22 protein-coding genes are annotated in these 19,248 nt (G+C 58.1%); 11 read left to right on the top strand and 11 right to left on the bottom strand.

Features of this window, described 5'->3' with window-relative positions:
• Positions 1 to 60: 60 nt before the first annotated feature.
• The 4 genes from BW974_RS06470 to BW974_RS06455 form a co-directional block, all read right to left on the bottom strand.
• Positions 61 to 834, bottom strand: coding sequence for a DUF5803 family protein (locus tag BW974_RS06470; protein WP_076429056.1), 774 nt, complete (start codon positions 832 to 834; stop codon positions 61 to 63).
• Positions 831 to 1,505, bottom strand: coding sequence for a DUF2110 family protein (locus BW974_RS06465; protein ID WP_076429055.1), 675 nt, complete (start codon positions 1,503 to 1,505; stop codon positions 831 to 833). Before BW974_RS06465 ends, BW974_RS06470 begins: the two co-directional genes overlap by 4 nt.
• A complete protein-coding gene (gene tfe / locus BW974_RS06460; protein ID WP_076429054.1) occupies positions 1,505 to 2,032 on the bottom strand; it encodes a transcription factor E in 528 nt (175 codons plus the stop codon). Before tfe ends, BW974_RS06465 begins: the two co-directional genes overlap by 1 nt.
• Positions 2,033 to 2,781: 749 nt before the next feature.
• Positions 2,782 to 3,207, bottom strand: coding sequence for a hypothetical protein (locus tag BW974_RS06455; RefSeq protein ID WP_076429053.1), 426 nt, complete (start codon positions 3,205 to 3,207; stop codon positions 2,782 to 2,784).
• An 88-nt stretch (positions 3,208 to 3,295) separates the two neighbouring features.
• Between BW974_RS06455 and paaK the strand changes: the two genes are divergently transcribed.
• Positions 3,296 to 4,582, top strand: coding sequence for a phenylacetate--CoA ligase PaaK (gene paaK / locus BW974_RS06450; protein ID WP_076429052.1), 1,287 nt, complete (start codon positions 3,296 to 3,298; stop codon positions 4,580 to 4,582).
• A gap of 146 nt (positions 4,583 to 4,728) precedes the next feature.
• Here paaK and BW974_RS06445 read toward each other — a convergent pair whose 3' ends face one another.
• Both BW974_RS06445 and paaI read right to left on the bottom strand, forming a co-directional pair.
• Positions 4,729 to 5,640 (bottom strand): universal stress protein, encoded by a 912-nt coding sequence (locus BW974_RS06445; RefSeq protein ID WP_076429051.1) that lies wholly within the window; start codon positions 5,638 to 5,640, stop codon positions 4,729 to 4,731.
• A gap of 219 nt (positions 5,641 to 5,859) precedes the next feature.
• Positions 5,860 to 6,267: a hydroxyphenylacetyl-CoA thioesterase PaaI gene (gene paaI, locus BW974_RS06440; protein ID WP_076429050.1), complete on the bottom strand. Its 408-nt coding sequence runs from the start codon at positions 6,265 to 6,267 to the stop codon at positions 5,860 to 5,862.
• 51 nt (positions 6,268 to 6,318) lie between these two features.
• Between paaI and BW974_RS06435 the strand changes: the two genes are divergently transcribed.
• Entirely contained in the window at positions 6,319 to 6,780 is a 462-nt protein-coding gene (locus tag BW974_RS06435) for a MaoC/PaaZ C-terminal domain-containing protein (protein WP_049970658.1), read from the top strand.
• A gap of 121 nt (positions 6,781 to 6,901) precedes the next feature.
• Here BW974_RS06435 and BW974_RS06430 read toward each other — a convergent pair whose 3' ends face one another.
• On the bottom strand, positions 6,902 to 8,332 hold the full coding sequence (locus tag BW974_RS06430) for a right-handed parallel beta-helix repeat-containing protein (protein WP_076429049.1): 1,431 nt from the start codon (positions 8,330 to 8,332) through the stop codon (positions 6,902 to 6,904).
• Positions 8,333 to 8,473: 141 nt separating this feature from the next.
• On the opposite strand from BW974_RS06430, the gene BW974_RS06425 reads away from it, so the two are divergent.
• The 8 genes from BW974_RS06425 (at position 8,474) to BW974_RS06390 (ending at position 15,277) form a co-directional block, all read left to right on the top strand.
• Entirely contained in the window at positions 8,474 to 9,349 is an 876-nt protein-coding gene (locus BW974_RS06425; protein ID WP_076429048.1) for an amidohydrolase family protein, read from the top strand.
• Between the two features lie 118 nt (positions 9,350 to 9,467).
• Positions 9,468 to 9,749 (top strand): helix-turn-helix domain-containing protein, encoded by a 282-nt coding sequence (locus BW974_RS26180; RefSeq protein WP_076429047.1) that lies wholly within the window; start codon positions 9,468 to 9,470, stop codon positions 9,747 to 9,749.
• Positions 9,750 to 9,818: 69 nt separating this feature from the next.
• Positions 9,819 to 10,979, top strand: a complete 1,161-nt coding sequence (locus BW974_RS06415; protein ID WP_076429046.1) for a GNAT family N-acetyltransferase — start codon at positions 9,819 to 9,821, stop codon at positions 10,977 to 10,979.
• Between the two features lie 66 nt (positions 10,980 to 11,045).
• Positions 11,046 to 11,951 carry a TylF/MycF/NovP-related O-methyltransferase gene (locus BW974_RS06410; protein ID WP_076429045.1) on the top strand — a complete coding sequence of 302 codons (906 nt, stop codon included), beginning with the start codon at positions 11,046 to 11,048 and terminating at the stop codon, positions 11,949 to 11,951.
• A gap of 104 nt (positions 11,952 to 12,055) precedes the next feature.
• Positions 12,056 to 12,271 carry a Sp36 family protein gene (locus BW974_RS06405; RefSeq protein WP_076430263.1) on the top strand — a complete coding sequence of 72 codons (216 nt, stop codon included), beginning with the start codon at positions 12,056 to 12,058 and terminating at the stop codon, positions 12,269 to 12,271.
• Complete coding sequence (locus BW974_RS06400; RefSeq protein ID WP_076429044.1) at positions 12,264 to 13,313, top strand: DUF7972 family membrane protein; 1,050 nt, start codon at positions 12,264 to 12,266, stop codon at positions 13,311 to 13,313. The genes BW974_RS06405 and BW974_RS06400 overlap by 8 nt, the downstream gene beginning before the upstream one ends.
• Positions 13,310 to 13,831 carry a hypothetical protein gene (locus BW974_RS06395; protein ID WP_245799933.1) on the top strand — a complete coding sequence of 174 codons (522 nt, stop codon included), beginning with the start codon at positions 13,310 to 13,312 and terminating at the stop codon, positions 13,829 to 13,831. Before BW974_RS06400 ends, BW974_RS06395 begins: the two co-directional genes overlap by 4 nt.
• A 75-nt stretch (positions 13,832 to 13,906) precedes the next feature.
• Positions 13,907 to 15,277 (top strand): dihydrolipoyl dehydrogenase family protein, encoded by a 1,371-nt coding sequence (locus tag BW974_RS06390; RefSeq protein ID WP_076429043.1) that lies wholly within the window; start codon positions 13,907 to 13,909, stop codon positions 15,275 to 15,277.
• A gap of 50 nt (positions 15,278 to 15,327) precedes the next feature.
• Here the strand turns inward: BW974_RS06390 and BW974_RS06385 are convergent, their stop codons facing one another.
• From BW974_RS06385 to BW974_RS06375, 3 genes are all read right to left on the bottom strand, one after another.
• Positions 15,328 to 16,197 carry a mechanosensitive ion channel family protein gene (locus BW974_RS06385; RefSeq protein ID WP_076429041.1) on the bottom strand — a complete coding sequence of 290 codons (870 nt, stop codon included), beginning with the start codon at positions 16,195 to 16,197 and terminating at the stop codon, positions 15,328 to 15,330.
• Between the two features lie 138 nt (positions 16,198 to 16,335).
• Positions 16,336 to 17,013, bottom strand: a complete 678-nt coding sequence (locus BW974_RS06380) for a hypothetical protein (protein WP_076429039.1) — start codon at positions 17,011 to 17,013, stop codon at positions 16,336 to 16,338.
• Between the two features lie 128 nt (positions 17,014 to 17,141).
• Positions 17,142 to 17,840, bottom strand: a complete 699-nt coding sequence (locus BW974_RS06375; RefSeq protein WP_076429036.1) for a hypothetical protein — start codon at positions 17,838 to 17,840, stop codon at positions 17,142 to 17,144.
• Positions 17,841 to 17,948: 108 nt separating this feature from the next.
• Here BW974_RS06375 and BW974_RS06370 point away from each other — a divergent pair, with 108 nt between their 5' ends.
• The gene (locus tag BW974_RS06370; protein WP_076429034.1) at positions 17,949 to 18,296 is read left to right on the top strand and encodes a hypothetical protein; all 348 of its coding nucleotides are present in this window, start codon (positions 17,949 to 17,951) and stop codon (positions 18,294 to 18,296) included.
• 151 nt (positions 18,297 to 18,447) lie between these two features.
• Here BW974_RS06370 and BW974_RS06365 read toward each other — a convergent pair whose 3' ends face one another.
• Positions 18,448 to 19,212: an enoyl-CoA hydratase/isomerase family protein gene (locus BW974_RS06365; RefSeq protein ID WP_076429032.1), complete on the bottom strand. Its 765-nt coding sequence runs from the start codon at positions 19,210 to 19,212 to the stop codon at positions 18,448 to 18,450.
• Positions 19,213 to 19,248: the final 36 nt, after the last annotated feature.

Raw genomic sequence — 19,248 nt, 5'->3', positions numbered from 1 at the left:
AAAAAAGCCCTGTCGCATCGTCCGGTCGGTCGTCTCTATTTCGTTTTATCGCAACTCCCGTTACTGCATTCCCGGTGGTGGGCCGCCGCCGCCGAAGTCGTCGTCGGAAATGTCCGCGTTCAATCCCATCTCTTCTCGTTTCTGTTCGAGTTCCCGAATCTGCATGCGGAAGTACGCGAGGCCGATTAATCCGGCTACCAGCGCGATGCCGACCACGCCGCCGAAGAGGAACTTGTCTCGGGCGAGGTAGTAGCGAACCGAGATACTGTCGGCGCTCACCGGTTCGTCCCAGACCACGTGGACACGTTCGTCCTGCATCTCCGACGTGTAGCTACCCGGTCGAACGTCACTCAACAGGAACATATCGACGCGCATCCCCTTCGGAATGATGACCTCGTAGGTCTGGTCGTTCAGATGCGTCGGAACGGCGAACGTTTTTCCCTGTCGTGGCGCGGTGTACGCCAGTTTGCCCTCGCTCTGGGGCGGCGTGATGATAGTCTGTTCTTTCGTCTTTTTCACCCGAATCTGGTCGTGTCCGACGACGGTGTCGTTCGGATACTGGAACTGCACAGACGAGATTTCGACGGGCCCATGTTCGCCCAGCGTCTCCTCCTGATAGATTTCGAGCGTCGTCTTCTCGTCCATCTTGTAAATCGCTTGATACTGGTCGCTGGTCACGTTGTAAGTGACGTTCTGATTCGTCTCCCAGTCGTACGACGCCTCCTGCCCCAGTCGTTCGTCGCTGATGCTTCCGGAACCGAAAATCGACGTACAGCCTGCGCTGGCCGCGAGCACGGCGAACAAACCGAACGCGAGGACGAGGCGTCGATTCATGGAATTACGCAACGAATCTCCGCGGGGATGTAACCCCCGATACTGGAGAGCAGCCCCGGTGGGTCGGTGTTTTCCGTGCAGATGATGCTCTGTTCCAGCACACCGAGGCGTTCGACCGTCACGATGTCTTGGGCGTGCCCAGCGCGGTTGACCGTCGCGCGAACTTCCCCGCGAGTCGCGCTGTTGACGTTCACCCGACCGTTGCCGCGCGTCCAGTCGAACAATCGGTCGCGTTCCTCGTCGGCGAGGCGGGAGGGTTCGTCATCGCCGCCGTAGACGAACTGCATCGGGAGATGCTGAACTAGTCCAAATCGTTCCATAATCTGGTCGGGTTGGCCGGGACCCAGCCCGAGTTCGGACGCCGGAATCCGAACGTCCTGTCCGGCGTCGAGGACGAAGCCGTCGTCGTCCCACGATTCGAGGGTTCCGATGTAAGTTTCTCCGTCGCGGAGGTTCGGCGTCACCTCGCCCCACTCCTCGCCCAGAACGTTTCGGGCGACGACTTCGTCCTCGCCTTCGACCGTCACCGACACGAAATCGTCGTGGCGAACGCCGATGTCGTACTCCACGTCCAAATCGCCGAGGGCGTTGCCGATGAGCGATTCGAGTCCGTCGAGTGCGCGGCGTTTCGCCTCACCGCTGACGTACACTTTGGTTGCGAGAACGACCATTATGCACCGAGTACCTCGACGTTGAGTTCCTGTTCGAGTTCCTCGATTCGCTCCTCCATGGATTCGACGAGCATCGAGTTCTCCATGGATTCCAGCGGCGACCCACATTCGGGACATTCGAAACCGAAGTCCATCGCTTCGCCGAACTCGAATCGCAGAGAGCAGATTTCACAGAGATAGAACTCGTGGTTGCGTTCGTACTCTTGGCGCTGTTCCAGCGCGTCTAGCAGGCGGTACATCTCCTCTTCTAAATTCTCGGGAATTTTGTCGTACTCGAACGTCCAGAGATAGGTGAGCCATCCCGAGTCCTCGTCGCGGAGTCGGCGATAGGTCGCAAGGTCGTTCTCGTAGAGGATGAACAGCGCCCTGCGAACGTCGTTGAGTTCGAGGTCGAGTTCCTCCGCGAGTTCCTCGTCGGTGACCTCGCCGTCCGGCGGCGCGGCGGCAACCGGCATGCCTTTTGGCCCGACCAGTTCGTGGAGGTATTTCTGAATCACTGGGTCGCTTAGCAGGTCCTCGAAAGCCATTGATATGTTATATCGGGGCGTTCATCTGTTTAAAACCATCGGGAGGGATTGGAAGGGTTCGATTTGGGTGTTCGGTTGAGTTGTTCGGGGATTTCGCCGTCCTCGAAAATGGCTGGCTGGATACGTGATTTACAGTGGTGGGAGATTACTGGTAACAAATCACGAAACCAATCAAACCGCCTCCGCAACCGCAAGCCACATCCTCCCCAACCGATTCCCTCACTCGCTCACGCTCGTTTCGGTCATCCCTCGCGTGGAAGTTCGCAGGCCCTCGACGGTGAACGCCTCGGGCCTGCCGACGCACGCGCCGTGTGGAAAACAAGTGTTTCGTGAATACTCACTAAAGTGCAGTGGCGCGCGCTTGTGCGGAGCCGAGGACTTCGCGTCCGAGATTCCGAACTAAAGCCGTGCGAGGTCTTCGTGAGCGACGAAAGAGTTCTCGTGAGCAACGCGAACGAGAGCACGGAAGAGTTTGTCTCTTCCGGAGCGAGCGAATGGCTCGTCAGAGCTGACCCTGACGGTGGACGAGCGAAGCGAGTCGGTTGGGGAGGCATGTGGGTGGGTGTGGTGGCGGTCGTGTGTTGGCGTGATTTGCTCCCGACACACTACCGTGTCTCAATCGCGTACTACTGGATTCGTCTGGCGGTTCCATCGATGTTGGCAGTTGTTAACTGCACATCGACACCAATCGAAATCACTCACTGCTCATCACAGTCCCTTCCAAATCACCGAATACAGATTCCCGGACGCTACCCCTCTATGAATTTCGAAACGCCACGCCCGGCCAGAAACCCGACGACGGAACCGACGACGCCAATCAGTCCGAATCCCACGACAACCGCCCAGAGTGGCGCGTCCGAGGACGAACCACCAGCAACCAACTGCCGAACGACGGACACCGCGCCGAAGGAAATCGCCGGAACGACGCCGACGGCGAGGCTGACGAGCAGACCGCCGCCGCGAAACGTGCTAACTGCGGAAATCACCGGTGGTGCGTAAAACAGCGATGCGGGAAGCAGAACGTCGTAGGTGAGACTCTCCCCCGACCCGCTCCCGAGCAGTGCTACGAGGAGAAGCGCCGAAACGACCCCTGCGAACCCCCCGACGAACACCGACCAGTGGCGTATCCTCCCCTCTTGCCGACCCCACAAAAACCGCTCCGAAACTGTTGCCATCGCATCGGGATGCAACGTCAACCAAAATAAATGTTCAGCCAAAAATCGAGAAACAGTTTTCACGCCACTCTTCGAAGCACCGACCAGCATGGTATACAGTGACACCGAAGCGGCGTCACGCGATGAGCTACGGACATTACAGGACGGGCGACTGGCCGAGACGGTCGCACACGCCTACGAGAACGTTCCATTCTACCAGAACGCGCTGGACGAGGCGGGGGTTTCGCCGGAGGACGTAGAGAGCATCGAGGACATCTCCGAACTGCCGTTTACGACGAAAGAAGATTTCCGTGACAACTACCCGGACGGGATGTTCGCGGTTCCACGCGAGGATATTCACCGGATTCACGCCTCGTCGGGAACCACCGGAAAGCCGAAAATCGTCTCCTACACGGAAGACGACCTCGGTGTCTGGCGCGAAGTGATGGCCCGGTCGCTCTTTGCGGCGGGCGTCAAACCGGAACACGTCGTCCAGAACGCCTACGGCTACGGTCTGTTTACCGGGGGCCTCGGATTCCACGACGGGGTACAGGAACTCGGTGCCTGTGTGATTCCAGTCGGCGGGGGGAACACCGCCCGGCAAATCGACATGTTGCAGGATTTGGAAAGTGACGTGCTCTCGTGTACGCCGTCGTACTGTCTCTACCTCGCGGAGGCCGCGGAGGAACGCGGTATCGACCCCCGCGACCTCCCGCTTTCCACGGTCGTCATCGGCGCGGAACCGTTCACCGACCCCATGCGTGAGGAAATCGAGGAAGCATTGGACGTGACCGCAGTGGACGTGTACGGCCTCTCGGAAATCATCGGCCCGGGCGTCTCCATCGAGTGTGCCGACGTGCAGAATGGTCTGCACATCTGGGAAGACCACTTCTACCCCGAAGTCGTTGACCCCAACACGGGCGAACCGCTTCCGGAGGGCGAGGAGGGCGAACTCGTCATCACGAGTCTGACGAAGGAAGCCTTACCAGTTCTGCGCTACCGAACCGGCGATATGACCAGCCTGAACTACGAGAAGTGTGACTGTGGTCGAACCATGGTTCGAATGGGCAACGTCACGGGAAGAGCGGACGACCTGCTCATCGTTCGCGGCGTGAACGTCTACCCAAGCCAAATCGAGGAAGTGATGGTCGATTTGGACGCCGTCGCACCGCACTACCGAATCGACCTGACGCGGGACGACAACTTAGACCGCATGAAAATTACGGTCGAATACCACGAGAAAATCGAAGCCTCGCCCGAGGAACTCAAGGCGGAGATTCAGTCCCGACTGGGCGAAGTACTGGACGTGACGCCCGACGAACTCGAAGTCGTCGAACCGGGTGCCATCGAGCGAACCGAGGTTGGAAAGGTAAAGCGCGTGTACGACCACCGGTAGGATTCCGGACGAAGAGTAACATCCGGACAAAACCGCATTCGGAAAAGTCCAGCACGGAAATCAATCGGAACGACAGCCATCCACTGTAACGACAGTCTTTCACTAGAACGACAGTCATTCACTGAAACGACAGCCACCGACCGAAACTACAGCCATCGGCTGAGAAGCGAATCGCGTTCGTGCGGTCGTTCAACCGTTACGACCGTGTTGTGCGCGGCCGAGCGCACTTCGCCGATTGTCGAACCGAAGACGAACTCCCGAAGTCTCCCTTTCTGTGGCGCGCCCATCACCGTCACGTCGTAGTATTTCGACTGCTCAATAATCGCGTCGGTCGAATCGTCGGCTTCGAGCACCCACGTATCGACGTTCTTGAAGTCGCCGAGTCGGTCGCGGGCGGCGGCGACGTACTCCTCCGCGGCGGCCCGCTGTCGGTCGTCCGCGTCGGTTTCGATGACGTGGAGCAGTTCGACCCACGCACCATGTGCCTGCGCGACGTATCGCGCGACGTCCACTGCCAGCCCCGAGTGTGGGCCGCCGGAAACCGGAACGAGAACCGACGAAATGGTTTTCGAGGCGTGACTGCCACCGACGGTGAGCACGTCGCAATCGACAGTACAAGCGAGTCGCGCAGGAACGTTCCGACCCAGCGGATTCGACTGCGTTGCCGAAACGGGGTCGTCTATCACGACTGCTCCGGCTGAAACGTCGTCACTCGTCTCGCCGACGATTGCCGAAAGCGACCGACCGACGCGGGCGGTTCCGCGCGTCTCGACATCCGTATTCGGGCCGAGTGCTGTTCGGAGCACCCGTTCGGCGGTTTTTCGATGTTCGTCCAACAACTCGTCCGAGCCATCGAACTGCGTCCCCGACGGTCGAACAACCGGGTTGACGAGGATGACGTCGCCATTCCATTCCTCGGCAAGCGATGCGGCAAATTCGACCGTCCTGTCGGTTGCCATCCCGTCGAAGAGCGGAACGACGACGTTTCGGCGAGTGGATTGGCCACCGCTCTCCGCGTGTAAGAGCGAGGGAGTCCACGGAGTGGGACTCACATACATACTCTACGCGATTTTTCGAGAACTTATAAATCCCATGGATCGATTACCTATCCTAAAATAAATGGGGCGAACATTCAGGGTTCGACTATTTGAGTGCGGAGCGACTATTAAATCGCCTCTCGTGAAATCGAATTTCTATCGTGGAGTGTAACGAAGTCGAAGCGAGCGTCAAGGTAGGAAGGGACTGCGATCGAAGTAGATCACACACGACGAAGCAAACTACGGTTTGTACACGCGACCGCGGAAGATGGCGATGGTTTCCCCATCGGTTTTCTCGCCATCTGCACGAACATCAACGCGATACGATGCCGTACGCCGCGTTTCGTCTTCCTGCTCCGCAAGCGCGACCAACGTTTCGCCGACCTCCGCCGCGGCGAGATAGGACATGTTCGTCTCCAGTGCGAGTGCAGTTTCCCCCTCGGAGTTGGACGCCGCCGCGAAGGCGGCGTCCGCGAGCGAGTAGACGACGCCGCCGTGTGGCGTTCCGTGGAAGTTGAGCAGGTCGTCGGAGACGGTGAGTTCGGTTCGCGCACTGCCGGGTTCGAGACTCGTGAGTTCGATACCGAGCGTGGCGCAGAACGGGTCGCTTGCGATTTTTTCGCGGTGGTCGTCGGGAATATCCGCCATATCCCGCATCAGTGCAGTAGTTACTTATATTCTACCCGAGACGGTGACGATATGGCGTACAGCTACGAACCCCACTACTTCGAGGACTTTGAAGAAGGCCAGACGTTCGAAAGCGTCGGTCGAACGGTCACCGAGTACGACTTCGTTCAGCACTCCGCGTTCACGGGCGACTGGACGGAACTCCACACGAACAAGCATTACGCCGAGGACGAATACTTCGGCGAGCGCGTGGCCCACGGCCCGATGACGTTCTCGCTGGCAACCGGTTTCGTCTACCGCTGTGGTTTCTTGGAGCGCACCGTCCTCGCGTTCCTCGGCATGAACTACATGGACATCCCCGCACCGGTTAGAATGGACGACAGCATCTCGCTCGACATGGAAGTCGTCGAGACGAAAGAGTTGTCCAGTAGAGAGGACTCCGGCCTCGTCGTCATCGACACGGTCATGACGAATCAGGAGGATACCGTCGTCTTCGAGGGCGACATGAAGTTCCTCATCAAGCGCGAAGAGTAAGCACTCGAGAGCAGCCAAGAATTGGGTGGTTAGGCTCGGACAGTCGTGGAGCGACTGTCCGAGCCTTCCGAACATCTTCACCTTCTTCGATGGGCGTTACCTCGTCACAGATTTTCTATTCTCACTCGGAGGACGAACACGATGGCGCGGAGCACGACGCCATACAGGTCGTGTTGTTCCGACGAACCACATCGGCAGAGTTGTCGAGGACAACGGCATCGCCGGTGACATCGAACGAACATTTGGAAACGCGACTGTCCTCGCTGTACTGTAGAAGGATGCCATCTCGGTCGGTGCCAGTCTGTTTTACACAACAGGAATCGAACTCTGAATTCGGTCGGCCATACACGCGGAGGGCGGCACTACCCGAATACCCGCTTTCGGTGTGATCTGCACTGCCGGTCACCTGCACGTTCGTACACGAGACGGGGGCGGGAGTCGTCTCAGGTGGAACGGCGTACATCGCTGCGGTGTCGTCAGTATCGACCCGGATTCGGGTGTCGCGTATCTCCTGTGTTCCGCTTCCGGCGACGACAATCGCGCCGTCGCTGACCGTCTCCGCGGTGAAACTCACGTCACAGGCCTCCACAGTGGCGTCGGGCGCGAACAACCAAATTCCTCGCATGTTCGTCGGGAACGAGTCGTCCGAGTGGGACGTATCCACGGTTACACAGCAGTCCCGAACCTCGCTTCCCGACCCGGCGAGGCGAACGTTTGCGATGTTGTTGTTCCGGTACTCTCCGCCGACGACGTGGACGGTTCCGGTACTCTTGCTCGATTGGTAGAGACCGTTGTTCGGGAACCCGGCGAGGTGACAGTTCCGAAACTCTAGTTCTCCTGTTGTGTTCATCTCCACGAAGAGGCCGACTGCACCGCTTCCATCCGGGGCACCGTCCGGCGCGCGGAGGTTCTCCACGAGGCCGGTTCCGGACGCGGTTCGCACGCCGAACAGGAACGGGCCTTGCGAACCGTCGTGACTGCCGCGATGAAGCACGTCCCGAACGAGCAGTCCATCGTCAACGACGAGTTGCATCTTGGGTGCTTCCGGCGCACTGCCGACATCGTGCGTAAGACCTTCGTAGCGGAGGTTGTAGGAGTCCGCTCCGCCGAGCGACAACCACACAGCGCCGGGATTTCCGGTCACGTCGTCGGTCGTATCGAGGACGATAGTCGCGTCGGATTCGACTCCGACCATGCCGAAATCGTGGAGTCCGTTGCCGAAATCGAAGGTGAAATCGGTGACCCGGTACTCCCCTCGCGGGAACTCCAACTTCGTGTTGCTTTGGATGTTGGCGTCAAGAATGTCGTCAATCGGTTTCGCCCCCGTCGGGTCCATACCGAGGTCGGAGACAACGTCATACACCCTGTCGAACTGGAAACTGTCGGTGGTCATCGTTCGGGTACTTCCATTCGACTCGGGCGAACCGGTCGCCGTGGACGCGGCACCGCCGAGCATTGTTCCGGCGACAATCGAACTACTCGCCAGTTTCAGATACGAGCGCCTATCGGTTTTATGAGAGTTTACACTCGTCTTTTCGGAGGATTCGAGCATCCTACTACTAGTAGACAGTTTAATTTATAAAATTATTCTCGGATTATTTACTAAAATAATCGTCCACGTGTCGAGTCTCGATTTTGTAGTGGACAGGGCCGAGTAACCTATCTTTTTCACCTCTACCACGAACTATCGCGTATGCCAATCGACATCCTCGAAGACGAGGACGAACCGCGAATCATCGACACCCACGCGCACCAACCGACGAAAGAGTTTTTGGAGGACGCTGGCGGGCAGATGATGGAGGACGCCGCGAACAAGTTCGGCGCGAAGATGGAGACGGACACCTACGAATCGTTCGTGGAGGAGTACCGTGAGGCGGGAATCGCAAAGACGGTTCTGCTCGGCTGGGACGCGGAAACCAACACCGGCAACCCGCCGGTTCCGAACGACTACGTGGCCGAAATCCGCGACGAGTACGACGATTTCTTCGTCGGCTTCGGGAGCGTTGACCCGCTGAAAGACGACTGTGTGGAAGAGGCAGAGCGCGTCGTCAACGACCTCGACCTCTCGGGGTTCAAGTTCCAGCAAATCGCGCAGGGTTTCGACCCGAGCGACCCGGAACACGAAGAACTGTTCTCGACCATCGAAGACCTCGGCGTTCCCTGCGTCTTCCACGGGGGTAACTCCACGCTCGGCGCTGGCGCACCGGGCGGCAGGGGACTCAAAATCAAGTACGGCAATCCGATGATGATAGACGACCTCGCGGCCGAGCACCCCGACCTTCAGATTCTCCTCGCACACCCGGCATTCCCGTGGGAACAGGAACAACTCTCGATCTGTCAGCAGAAGGGGAACGTCTACATGGATCTCTCGGGATGGTTGCCGAAGTACATCGACGACCAAGTGCTTCACTACGCGAAGACGCTCCTGCAGGACAAGGTGATGTTCGGAACTGATTACCCGATGATTCGTCCCGAGAAGTGGCTGAATCAGTTCGAAGAACTCGACTTCCCCGAGGAAGTCCAGCGCAAAATCCTCTGGGAGAACGCAGAAGAGTTCCTCGAACTGTAAGCATCGAACGCAACAACGGAACGCGATTTTTGGAGTCGGAAGAGCGAGATAAGCACCGTAAACCCCGATTTATAGGCGACGTATAACAAGGAGCGGGTCGGGCGATACACAGCCACTGATGGTCGGAGATGACGCTCGATTCCGGCAGAGATTTGCTCCCGTCGCAAGACTTCCCTCGCCGCGGACGAAACTCGTGTATCTCTATCTGCACGTCGTGGACGGCGCGACGGTAGAGGAGTTGCACGAAGCCTTGGGGATTCAGTATTTAGAACTCTACAGTGCCCTGCGGGTTCTTCGGGAGCGCGACATCGTTCGAAACGAGCGGAGCATCTATCGCTGTCGGGTACACGAAAGCGGAAACAGCAGTCCACTCGACGGCCGCTTTTCCCGGGTGCAGTAACGTTGGCCAATCATCGGACTTTCACCGCATAACTATGTACGAAACCACGGAAGCCAGTGTCGTGAACCGATGTCCAGAGTAAATCGAACCGACGAAGACGGCTACGTCGTACGATGGTTCGAAGAGCGCGATTTATCGGGGTTTCTCTCGCTTGACCGTGTCGTTTTCGGGCGACGCCGAAGCGAGCGCTGGTTTCGGTGGAAGTACGTGGACAATCCCTACGTTGACCACGTCCCTGTGTTCGTCGTGGAAAAGGATGGGGAAATCGTCGGTGCGCGGCCGTTCCTCGCGTTTCGGATGCGCGCCGGTTCAGAGACGGTACTCGCATTGCAACCGGCGGACACCATGGTGCATCCAGAGCACCGACGGAAAGGATTGTTCACCCGAATGACAAAACACGCAATCGACCATTATGCGGGCGGCGACCCCAAATTTTTCTTCAACTTCCCGAATCAGCGTTCCAGACCCGGCTATCTCAAACTCGGGTGGCAAATCGTCGGTGACCGAAAAACGTACTATCGGATTCAGAACCCGTCCGTGTTTTTCCGGACTGTTCGACGTGAGAGAGATATTCGGTCGCAGCTTCTCGATTTTGCGTCCCCGATTGTCCGTCGTCTCCACGACCTGAATCGTTCTTGGACGAGAGCGCAAGCGAGCACCTCGCAGAACAGTTCGGGAACACAGACCACGTACTCGATTACCCACTACTCCGGCGTCGAAACGCCCGTTCTCACCGAACTGTACCGCGCCACGCCACCGGATGCCGTTCACGCGCTGCGCGACGAAACGTACTATCAGTGGCGATTTTCGAGTCCCGCATGGAAGCGAGAAACCTACGTGGCGGAAGACGACCGCGGCGACAGTGTCGCCGCAATCGTGGTCCGGACGCGGACGACATCCGGTGGAGTGACCGTGACGCAACTCGCGGACGTCGTTCCGTTGGTGCAAAGCGAATCGAGAAGGCGCGCGACTGCACGCCTTCTCGAACGAATCGTCCGCGAGTACGCCGAGTCCGAACTTCTTTCCGTTCCGAAGGGCGACCTTTCCGACGACCTGCTCCGCGAGTTTGGTTTCGTAAGCGATGCAGTACCACCCCTCTCGTGGGTGTCGGATTTCGACTGCCGGTTGGTCGCGCTCCCACTCAACTGCGAGCACTGGTCGGTCGGCGGCAAGCGACTCAGTCAGCGGTCGAACTGGCACGTTTCGTTCGGTGAGCGAGACACCGCGTAGGAGTTCCTTACCCGCGACTTCGACGGGCCATAACAAAATCCCGAGGCGAGAAGTTCAGGGCGACAGATGGGAGACAACACTCGAAACGTGGTGGCGTCGGTGGCACGACTGTATCGGTTCGCGCTGTTGGCAGCGAGTTTACCGGTGGTCCTCGCCGAATACTTCCGCCCCGAAACCGGGGCCGAGTACGGCGTCGGACTGCCCGATAAGGTCGTCTTGGCTGTGAAGATGGCGCGAAACAACGTGAAAATACAGACCGGTTCGACGTTCCTCGAACACCTCGTTATCGCCACGAAGGTACTGACGATTCCCCGCGAAGAAGCAGGAAGTTTGGTCGAATGCGGTTGTTACAAAGGCGGCAGCACGGCCAACCTCTCTCTCGTCGCCGGACTCTGCAATCGACCGCTGGAAGTGTTCGATTCCTTCGAGGGGATGCCGGAACCGAACGAAGACGACCGGGAACACGTCCTCGTCAAATCGGAGCAAATACACACCTACGACGAGGATGCGTGGGGTGCGCCGATAGAGGAAGTCCAAGAGAACATCGCACGATACGGCGACATCTCAGTGTGTACGTTCCACGAGGGGTACTTCGACCAAACCATGCCGGACTTCGAAGAGGCGTGTGTGCTCCTCTTTCTGGACGTCGGACTCAGAGAATCGGCGGAAACCTGTCTCGAACACCTCTGGCCGCGTCTTCAGTCGGGTGGCTACTGCTTCACGCACGACGTGAAACACATGGAGATTTCCACGCTGTTTTTCGACGGCGACTGGTGGCGAGAGACGCTCGACACGGAACCGCCGGGGTTGGTCGGTGCCGGAAGCGGTCTGGGCCTCCATCCCGAACACAACGGGTTCGGAAGCCTACTCGGCTACATCGTGAAAAATCCGGAATCGTCCGTGTTCGAGATGGTCGCCGAAGACGGTGAAGGCGAAAACTGCGTCGAAGTCGTTCGGAAACGAAAGGACTGACCGGCGGCCCGCGAAGCCGTTCTGCCGCTATTTTCGATAGGAAACCAATCTGAAACATGGCCGAAATCCTCATCCAGCGGCATCACCACAGTTCCAATCTACGAATGGCTCGCCACACAGACGAGACGTGGGAGTATCGAACGCTCAGGCCGCCGCGCGGGAGCGAGAAAAAGGAGGCAATCGACCCGACGAGCGAACTGAACGAGTACGGTGAAGAGGGGTGGGAGCTGGTCGAGACCATCGAATACGTCGGCGGCGGAACCAAATTCCTCGTGTTCAAGCGCCCTGCTCGAAGGGACGACGGTGACGTGGATGAGTGACGGGAACAGTGAGAACGACGGAAACGATGGGGAAATCAGCACCGCGAACACGATGCGAGAACGGGCCGGAGAGAGCAGAGTCAAACTTTGGCTCCTTCTCGGTGCGCGCCGTCTCGTCGTGACAGGGTCGCTTGCGCTCGTGTTTTTCCTTTCGTTCGTCATCGCAGGAACCCTTCTGTATCCGCCGCTGAAATCCACGATTGCGTCGAGCGACACCATCGAGACGATGTTCTCCACGATGCTGGGGACGACGATTACCGGCGTCACGCTCGTCGTCACCATCAGTCAGTTAGTCATCTCGCAGGAAAACGGCCCGCTCGGTGACCAGCGCCAGCGAATGAGCGAGGCGATGGATTTCCGCGAGTTCGTGCGAGAGATGATAGGTCACACGACACCGTCCGACCCGTCGCAGTTTCTCAAGGACATCATCGACGAAACCGAACACCGGGCGAACGAACTCCATCAGTCCATCAGCGACGGCGATAGCGAGGAGTTGAGTCAACTGCGCGACGACCTCGACGAGTTCAACGAAAGCCTGACCGGAAACTCGGATACAGTCAAAGAGGAACTCGACGGGGCGACGTTCGGCACGTTCGACGTACTGTTCGCGGCCCTCGATTTCAACTATTCGTGGAAGATTTTCCACGTCGAACGGATGCGGGAGAAGTACGCAGACCACTTGGACGACGAACAAAAACGGCTGTTCGAGCGCTTGAAAACGTCGCTTTCGATGTTCGGCCCGGCGCGCGAACACATCAAGACGCTCTACTTCCAGTGGGCGCTCATCGACCTCTCGCAGTTGATTCTGTACGCGGCGATTCCCTCGCTGTTCGTCGCCGGGTCGATGCTCGCCTTCGTCGGAAGCGGAACGTTCACCGGGACGACGCTCGGCCTCACGGACATCCTGTTGGTCGTTGCGGGCGCGTTCACGATTACGCTCATTCCGTTTTTCCTGCTCGTCTCCTACATCCTCCGCATCGCTACGGTCGCAAAACGAACGCTGGCCATCGGGCCGCTCATCCTTCGAGATTCACAACGATGACGGGGGACGAAAATACGGACGTAAACGGAGTGGTGACGGACGATTCAGATACGAACGATTTGGACACGAACGATTTGGACACGAACGATTCAGATACGAACGATTTGGACACGACTCGTTCGCCGCGACACCTGTCGCGGCGAACCGTGCTCACAGCAACGGCGGGAATCGGTATCACCGGTTTGAGCGGTTGTCTCACGCTCAGTCCGAAGGTGAGCGTTTCCGGAATCGGAAATTCGGACGTGTTCCGGAAGGTTTCGGTCAGCGAACCGTGGGCGAGTGGGCGCGTGGTGGCGAGTGTTAGTTTCACCTCGACTGCGACGACGAATCTCGGCGTTCGAGGGCTGACGGTTATCGGTTCCAGCGGAACGGAGTTCGATACGGCGGCGGTACAGAGCGGGCAATCGAAAAAATCAATCTTCCTTCCCATCGGGAAATCGACGCTTTCAGCAGTCGATTTCGACGGGGAAACCGTTGACAGCGTTGAGGTCACTGTTCGAGGAAACAAGATACTCTGATTTTCGTAGGACGACTGTTTTCTGCGGCACGAGTTTCTTGTCGGTTCCTGTCGTACCTGACGTGGGTAATCGACAATGACGAAGTTCGACATCGTCGTCATCGGTGGGGGAACCGGAAACAAAGTGGCATTGGCGGGCGCGGAACGAGGGCTGGACGTGGCACTCATCGAACGCGGGCCAATCGGCGGCACTTGTGTCAATCGCGGATGCAATCCGTCAAAAACGCTGATTCATCGTGCCGACGTGGTAGAAACGGTAAGACGGGCCAGCGAGTTCGGCATCGACGCCGAGGTGACCGGAATCGACTTCCGGAACATCGTGCGCGAAGTGACGGAAACCGTCGATGGAAAATCGGAGCGAATGGAACAAACCGACCGCGAAAACGAGAATATCACGCTCTATCGGGAGGAAGCCCGGTTCGTGGACGACCGAACGCTAGAGGTCGGAGAGGACGGCGAGCGCGTCAGCGGTGAGAAAGTCGTCGTCGCTGGCGGGTCGCGACCAGTCATTCCGCCAATCGAGGGACTGGACGACGTGGATTATCTCACGAGCAAAGACGCGCTCCGACTGGACTCGCAACCGGAACACCTCGTTATCATCGGCGGTGGCTACATCGCCGCGGAACTGGGCTACTTCTACGAGATGATGGGAACCGCGGTGACCATCATCGGGCGGGACGACCTGCTCCTGTCGAACGAAGACCGCGAAGTCGCGGAGACGTTCACCGAAATCGCTCGCGGTCGCCACGATGTCCACACCGGCCACGAAGCGACGGCGGTTTCACAGGACGGGAAACAGGTGACTGTCACGGCGGAATCAGAAGACGGGGACGAAATTACCGTTTCCGGTGATACTCTGCTCGTCGCGGCGGGACGACGGCCGAACACCGACCTCCTCGATGTCGAAGAGGCAGGAATCGACACCGACGACCGCGGATTCGTAAAAACGAACGAGTATTTGGAGACGACCGCCGAAAACGTCTGGGCACAGGGCGACATCGCGGGGAATTACCAGTTGAAACACGCCGCAGATCAAGAGGCGAAGTACGTCGAGCGGAACGCGCTCGACGGCGAACGCGAGGCCATCGATTATTCGAGCATGGGGCACGCCATCTTCACGTCGCCGCAGGTCGCGGGAACCGGAAAGACCGAGCAGGAACTCGACGAATCAAATCGGGAGTACGTCGTCGGAAATTGCGCCTATCGGGACACGGTGATGGGCAAAGCCCTGAATGAGGAACACGGATTCGTCAAAGTGCTCGCCGACCCCGAAGACGGCGAAATTCTCGGCTGTCACATCATCGGCCCGGAAGCCTCGACGCTGATTCACGAAGTTCTGCTGGCGTTGGCGAGCGGGTCGGGAACCGTCTCCGACGTGACCGACACGATTCACATCCATCCGGCATTGAGCAAGGTGGTGTTGAAAGCGTTCGAGGATGTCGAGTAAATTGTCTCGGTCAAACCATTTCAGGTCGTTTTTTCACCACGGTCGATTCGTTACTCGTTGGGTTCAGCCGAGTTCGGAACGTCGAGTTCTCCGGTTAGTTCGAGGAACTCGGGAGACATCTCGAAGCCTTCGCGCTCGAACCGCTCTTTGACGGCTTGGAAATATTCGGACCGAACAGCGAGATACCGCTGACGACTTGGATTGGCAATCCAGAAGCGCGATGTGAGTCCGATTCCGGCCGCGGTCAGGTCGTCCACGATGACCTCCGGTTTCGGGTCGGCGAGAATCTCCGGATTTCTCTCCGCTTCTTCGAGGAGAACGCGACGCATGTCGTCGATATCCCCGCTGTATTCGACGCTGAACGAGTAGTCGATTCGAAGTGCGTCCTTGATGGCGTGGTTCACGACGACGCTATTGGCGAGGACGGAGTTCGGCACCGTGATGAGTTCGTTTGTGAACGTTCGAACGCGGGTCGCTCGAAAGCTAATGTCCTCGATGATTCCCTCGTTTTCCTCCCACTCTATCCAATCACCGATGTTGAACTTCGGGTCGCTGATGATGAACACACCGCCAACGAGGTTGCCGACGATGTCCCGCGAAGCGAACCCGACGGCGAGGGTGAGTGCGGCCGCGAACCCACCCATCACCGACAGTAGCGTCTCCAACCTAGCGAAAAACAGTCCCACGAAGAAGGCGACGATGACGGTCGAAACGCGGATGAACCGTAACATGGGCTTCCTGACCGTCGGCGTGACGCGCTGACTTCGGAGGAGACGCCGACCGATTGGCACCGCGACGAGACGCCCAAGACCGTAGGTGACCGTGAACGTCACGGCGAAAACGCCGAGTTGCAACAGAAACGCCGTGTAGTCTACGCGACTGAAAACGTCGTTGACCACCGATTCAGGAGCAGCGACCATCAGACGAGATGAAAGAGTAGAGTTGTCGGTGCGATGTTCCATCCGACGAAATTTACGTCAATCATGTGTTCAACTGCGAACGACGAGATAGTTAGCTGTACTGGCTACCGACAGTACTGGTTATTCGTCCGACCGAAATTAGCTCAGGCGTCGGTGAATCCGTCGCAACCGACGTCTGCTCGATTTCCGTCTCCGGTAGCGACGATACTGGTAAACGACTCCGGTTCCGACGAGAAGCAACCAGAGAACGTGGTTCGTTCCGAGCGTCGTCCACACGTCCGAGTGGAAGACCGGAAGCAAGTCGCTCCAGTGGCGCACGAACTGCTGGAGGATGCTCGCGCCCAGCAAACTCGTGACGGCGGCCAAAAACGGCAGATAGAACTGCCAGACGAGCACGCCGATGACTCCGCCGACGATAATCGACGCGAGAAACGGGTCAAGCAAACCGGAGCCGAACGACGGCACGGACACCGGGTCGAGGAAGTTGGGATTGCCGAACATCGAGTAAGCAACCGACGAGGAGAGGGCGAAACAGAGCGCGACGATAGCCAACCGCTGCGTGGAGCGGGCGATGCTACTACCGATAATACTACCGACGATTGCACCAACCAGCGACACGAGTAGAAGGTTTGGTGACGCGACGCCGACCGTGGGCGCGACGACACCTCGTGCCAGAGCACTTCCGAGGAGGGCACCGCCGAGTGCGCCGACGAGAGATGTCAGTTGTGTCACGAACGCGTACCCGAAGTACGTGAACGCGACGCCGAATCCCAACGCCAGCACCATTGCGGTGGTCGTGATGAAATCTGGGGACATCGGATTTCGTATTTCATACACTGGGGTTCCATTCCGTTAAGTGACTCGGTGGGATTTCCGCCGAAATATCACGATTTATCGATACGAGACGGCGATTCTACTTCGAATGGTCGGTCGGTGATCAAAAATCAGGGTTCCGACGCTTCCCCCGTCGGATGTTCGTCAAACCACGTTTCCAATTCCTCTCGATAGGTTTCCCACTCGGCGAGCAGGCGGTCGTACTCCTCGCGGGCGGCGTCCGCCCCTTCGTAACTGGCCAACGATTCCAACCGGTTTTGCATTCCTTTCAGACAGGCCTCGGTTTCGTCGTACCAGTCGAATCCGCACTGAATCATGGCGTAGTGGTACATCGCCCAGAAACCGACTCCGGCGAGATTGTCGTCGGATGCTTCGCCGATGATGGGAAGTGGATCGTCGAACTCGCGGAAGTACGAAACTGCGAACTGCGCCGCGAGTGGCTTCAGACGGTATTCCCATTCACCGCCGACTTCCCCTTTTACGTCCTTCTGTTGTTCGAGCAGACTGCTGTAGCCTTCCTCTGTTTCCTCGTATCGACGGAGTCGCCACGATTCGAGTCCGTCGAATCGGTTCCAGTAGGATTCTTCGCTTTCGACCACCGCGTCTGGGTCGCCCTCGAAAACGATTCGCGCTAGTCCGCAGTCCGGACCCGAGTCGTACTCTGCGAACTGCCGATACGCCCAGAACCAGCCCCGTTCCCAGAATTCGCTCGCTTCGAAGCGATTCCACGCATCCGGAAGGTACTCCCGAACGAACAGTTCTTCGTCTTCGAGCGATTCGAATCGAAATTCGATATCTGCGCCTGCCATGTCTCGACTGCCGAGCGAGAGAAATATATCGTTTCCGCGAAACTTGTTTTTGTATTATTTTTGAATACTTCCCAAAAGTATGTCACGGAGACTGCTGGACGACAAATTATGTACCCCACGGAGTCGCCCGGGTTGGACGACGAAGTCGCTGAATCGGCGGTCGATGCGCTCGGAACGCTCGCAAGCGAACACCGTATCGCAATTCTCCGTGAACTCGCGGTGGCCGACGAACCACTCGCGTTCTCGGAACTCCGCGAGCGATTCGTGCGAGAAACTGAAGGAAAGTACGAATTAGGCCACGCTGGCGAACGCGTGGTGCTGGCAACTGCGGACTTGGATACGAACGGTGCCGCCGCACTCGCCGAAGCGCACGACACGGACGAAAACGATGAATGTGCAGTCTGTGGCGAGACAGATTGTAACCGAGTGATTCACGTCCATCTCTCCGGAACATGAATGAGATATCCTTCCAATTCTATAGAGCGAGATAGAGTTTATGAGGCCGATACAGAACAGTGTTGTCGGCGGAAATTGAAATATAGTTTTCAACAAATGCGCTGAAAGTCCTCGTTTCAGTGGACAGCGATTCGGTTCTAATCGAATCGCGTCACTCGAACTCGGGCTTTCTTCCTTCCAAAAACGCGGAAACGCCCTCTTTGTGCGCAGGCATGTCGTAGGCTTGGGACTGTACCATCGTCTCGTAGTCCAGCGCCTCGCGCCAATCCTTGCCCAAATTCTCGTGGAGGGCTTGTTTTCCGAGTGCGATTGTGTGAGTTGGCTGTTTCGACAGCGTGTCGGTCAGTTCGGCAACCCGCGCGTCGAGTTGTTCGTCCGGCACGACTTCGTTCACCACGTCCAATTCGTCGGCTTCCGCAGCCAAAATCAGTTCGCCCGTGAATGCGAGTTCTTTCGCTTTACGAAGACCGACGAGTCGGGGGAGGAGGAAGGTGCCACCCATGTCCGGAATGAGGCCGACGTTGATGAACGAGGCCGCGAATCGAGCAGATTCCGAAGCGTAGGCGAAATCCGCCGCGGTGACGAGTGCCATTCCCGCACCGACCGCGTCGCCGTTAACCTTTGCGACGACCGGTACGGGAGCAGAGAGGACTTCGTGGACGACCCGCGAGAGCGTGTCCCGGACGCGCTCGTAGGCCTCCCGGACGTTCTCCTCGCGCTCGGCCATGGATTCGATGTCGCCGCCCGCGCTGAACGCCTTGCCTTCGCCGGTCAGCACGACCACGTCGATGGATTTCGGGTCGCTTTCGGCCAGAATTTCGGCGAGTTCGCCCGCGGCCTCGGGTGTGAACGCGTTTCGTACTTCGGGTCGGTCGAACGTCACCGTCCGGATTCCGTCGTCGTCAGAGACGTGCATACGAGAGGGTCACGGCATGTACATTTAATTACTGCC

Source organism: Haladaptatus litoreus, from assembly GCF_900156425.1.
Classification (GTDB): Archaea; Halobacteriota; Halobacteria; order Halobacteriales; family Haladaptataceae; genus Haladaptatus; species Haladaptatus litoreus.
The sequence above is the reverse complement of the archived record's forward strand: the minus strand, read 5'-3'. Positions and strand labels throughout refer to the sequence as shown.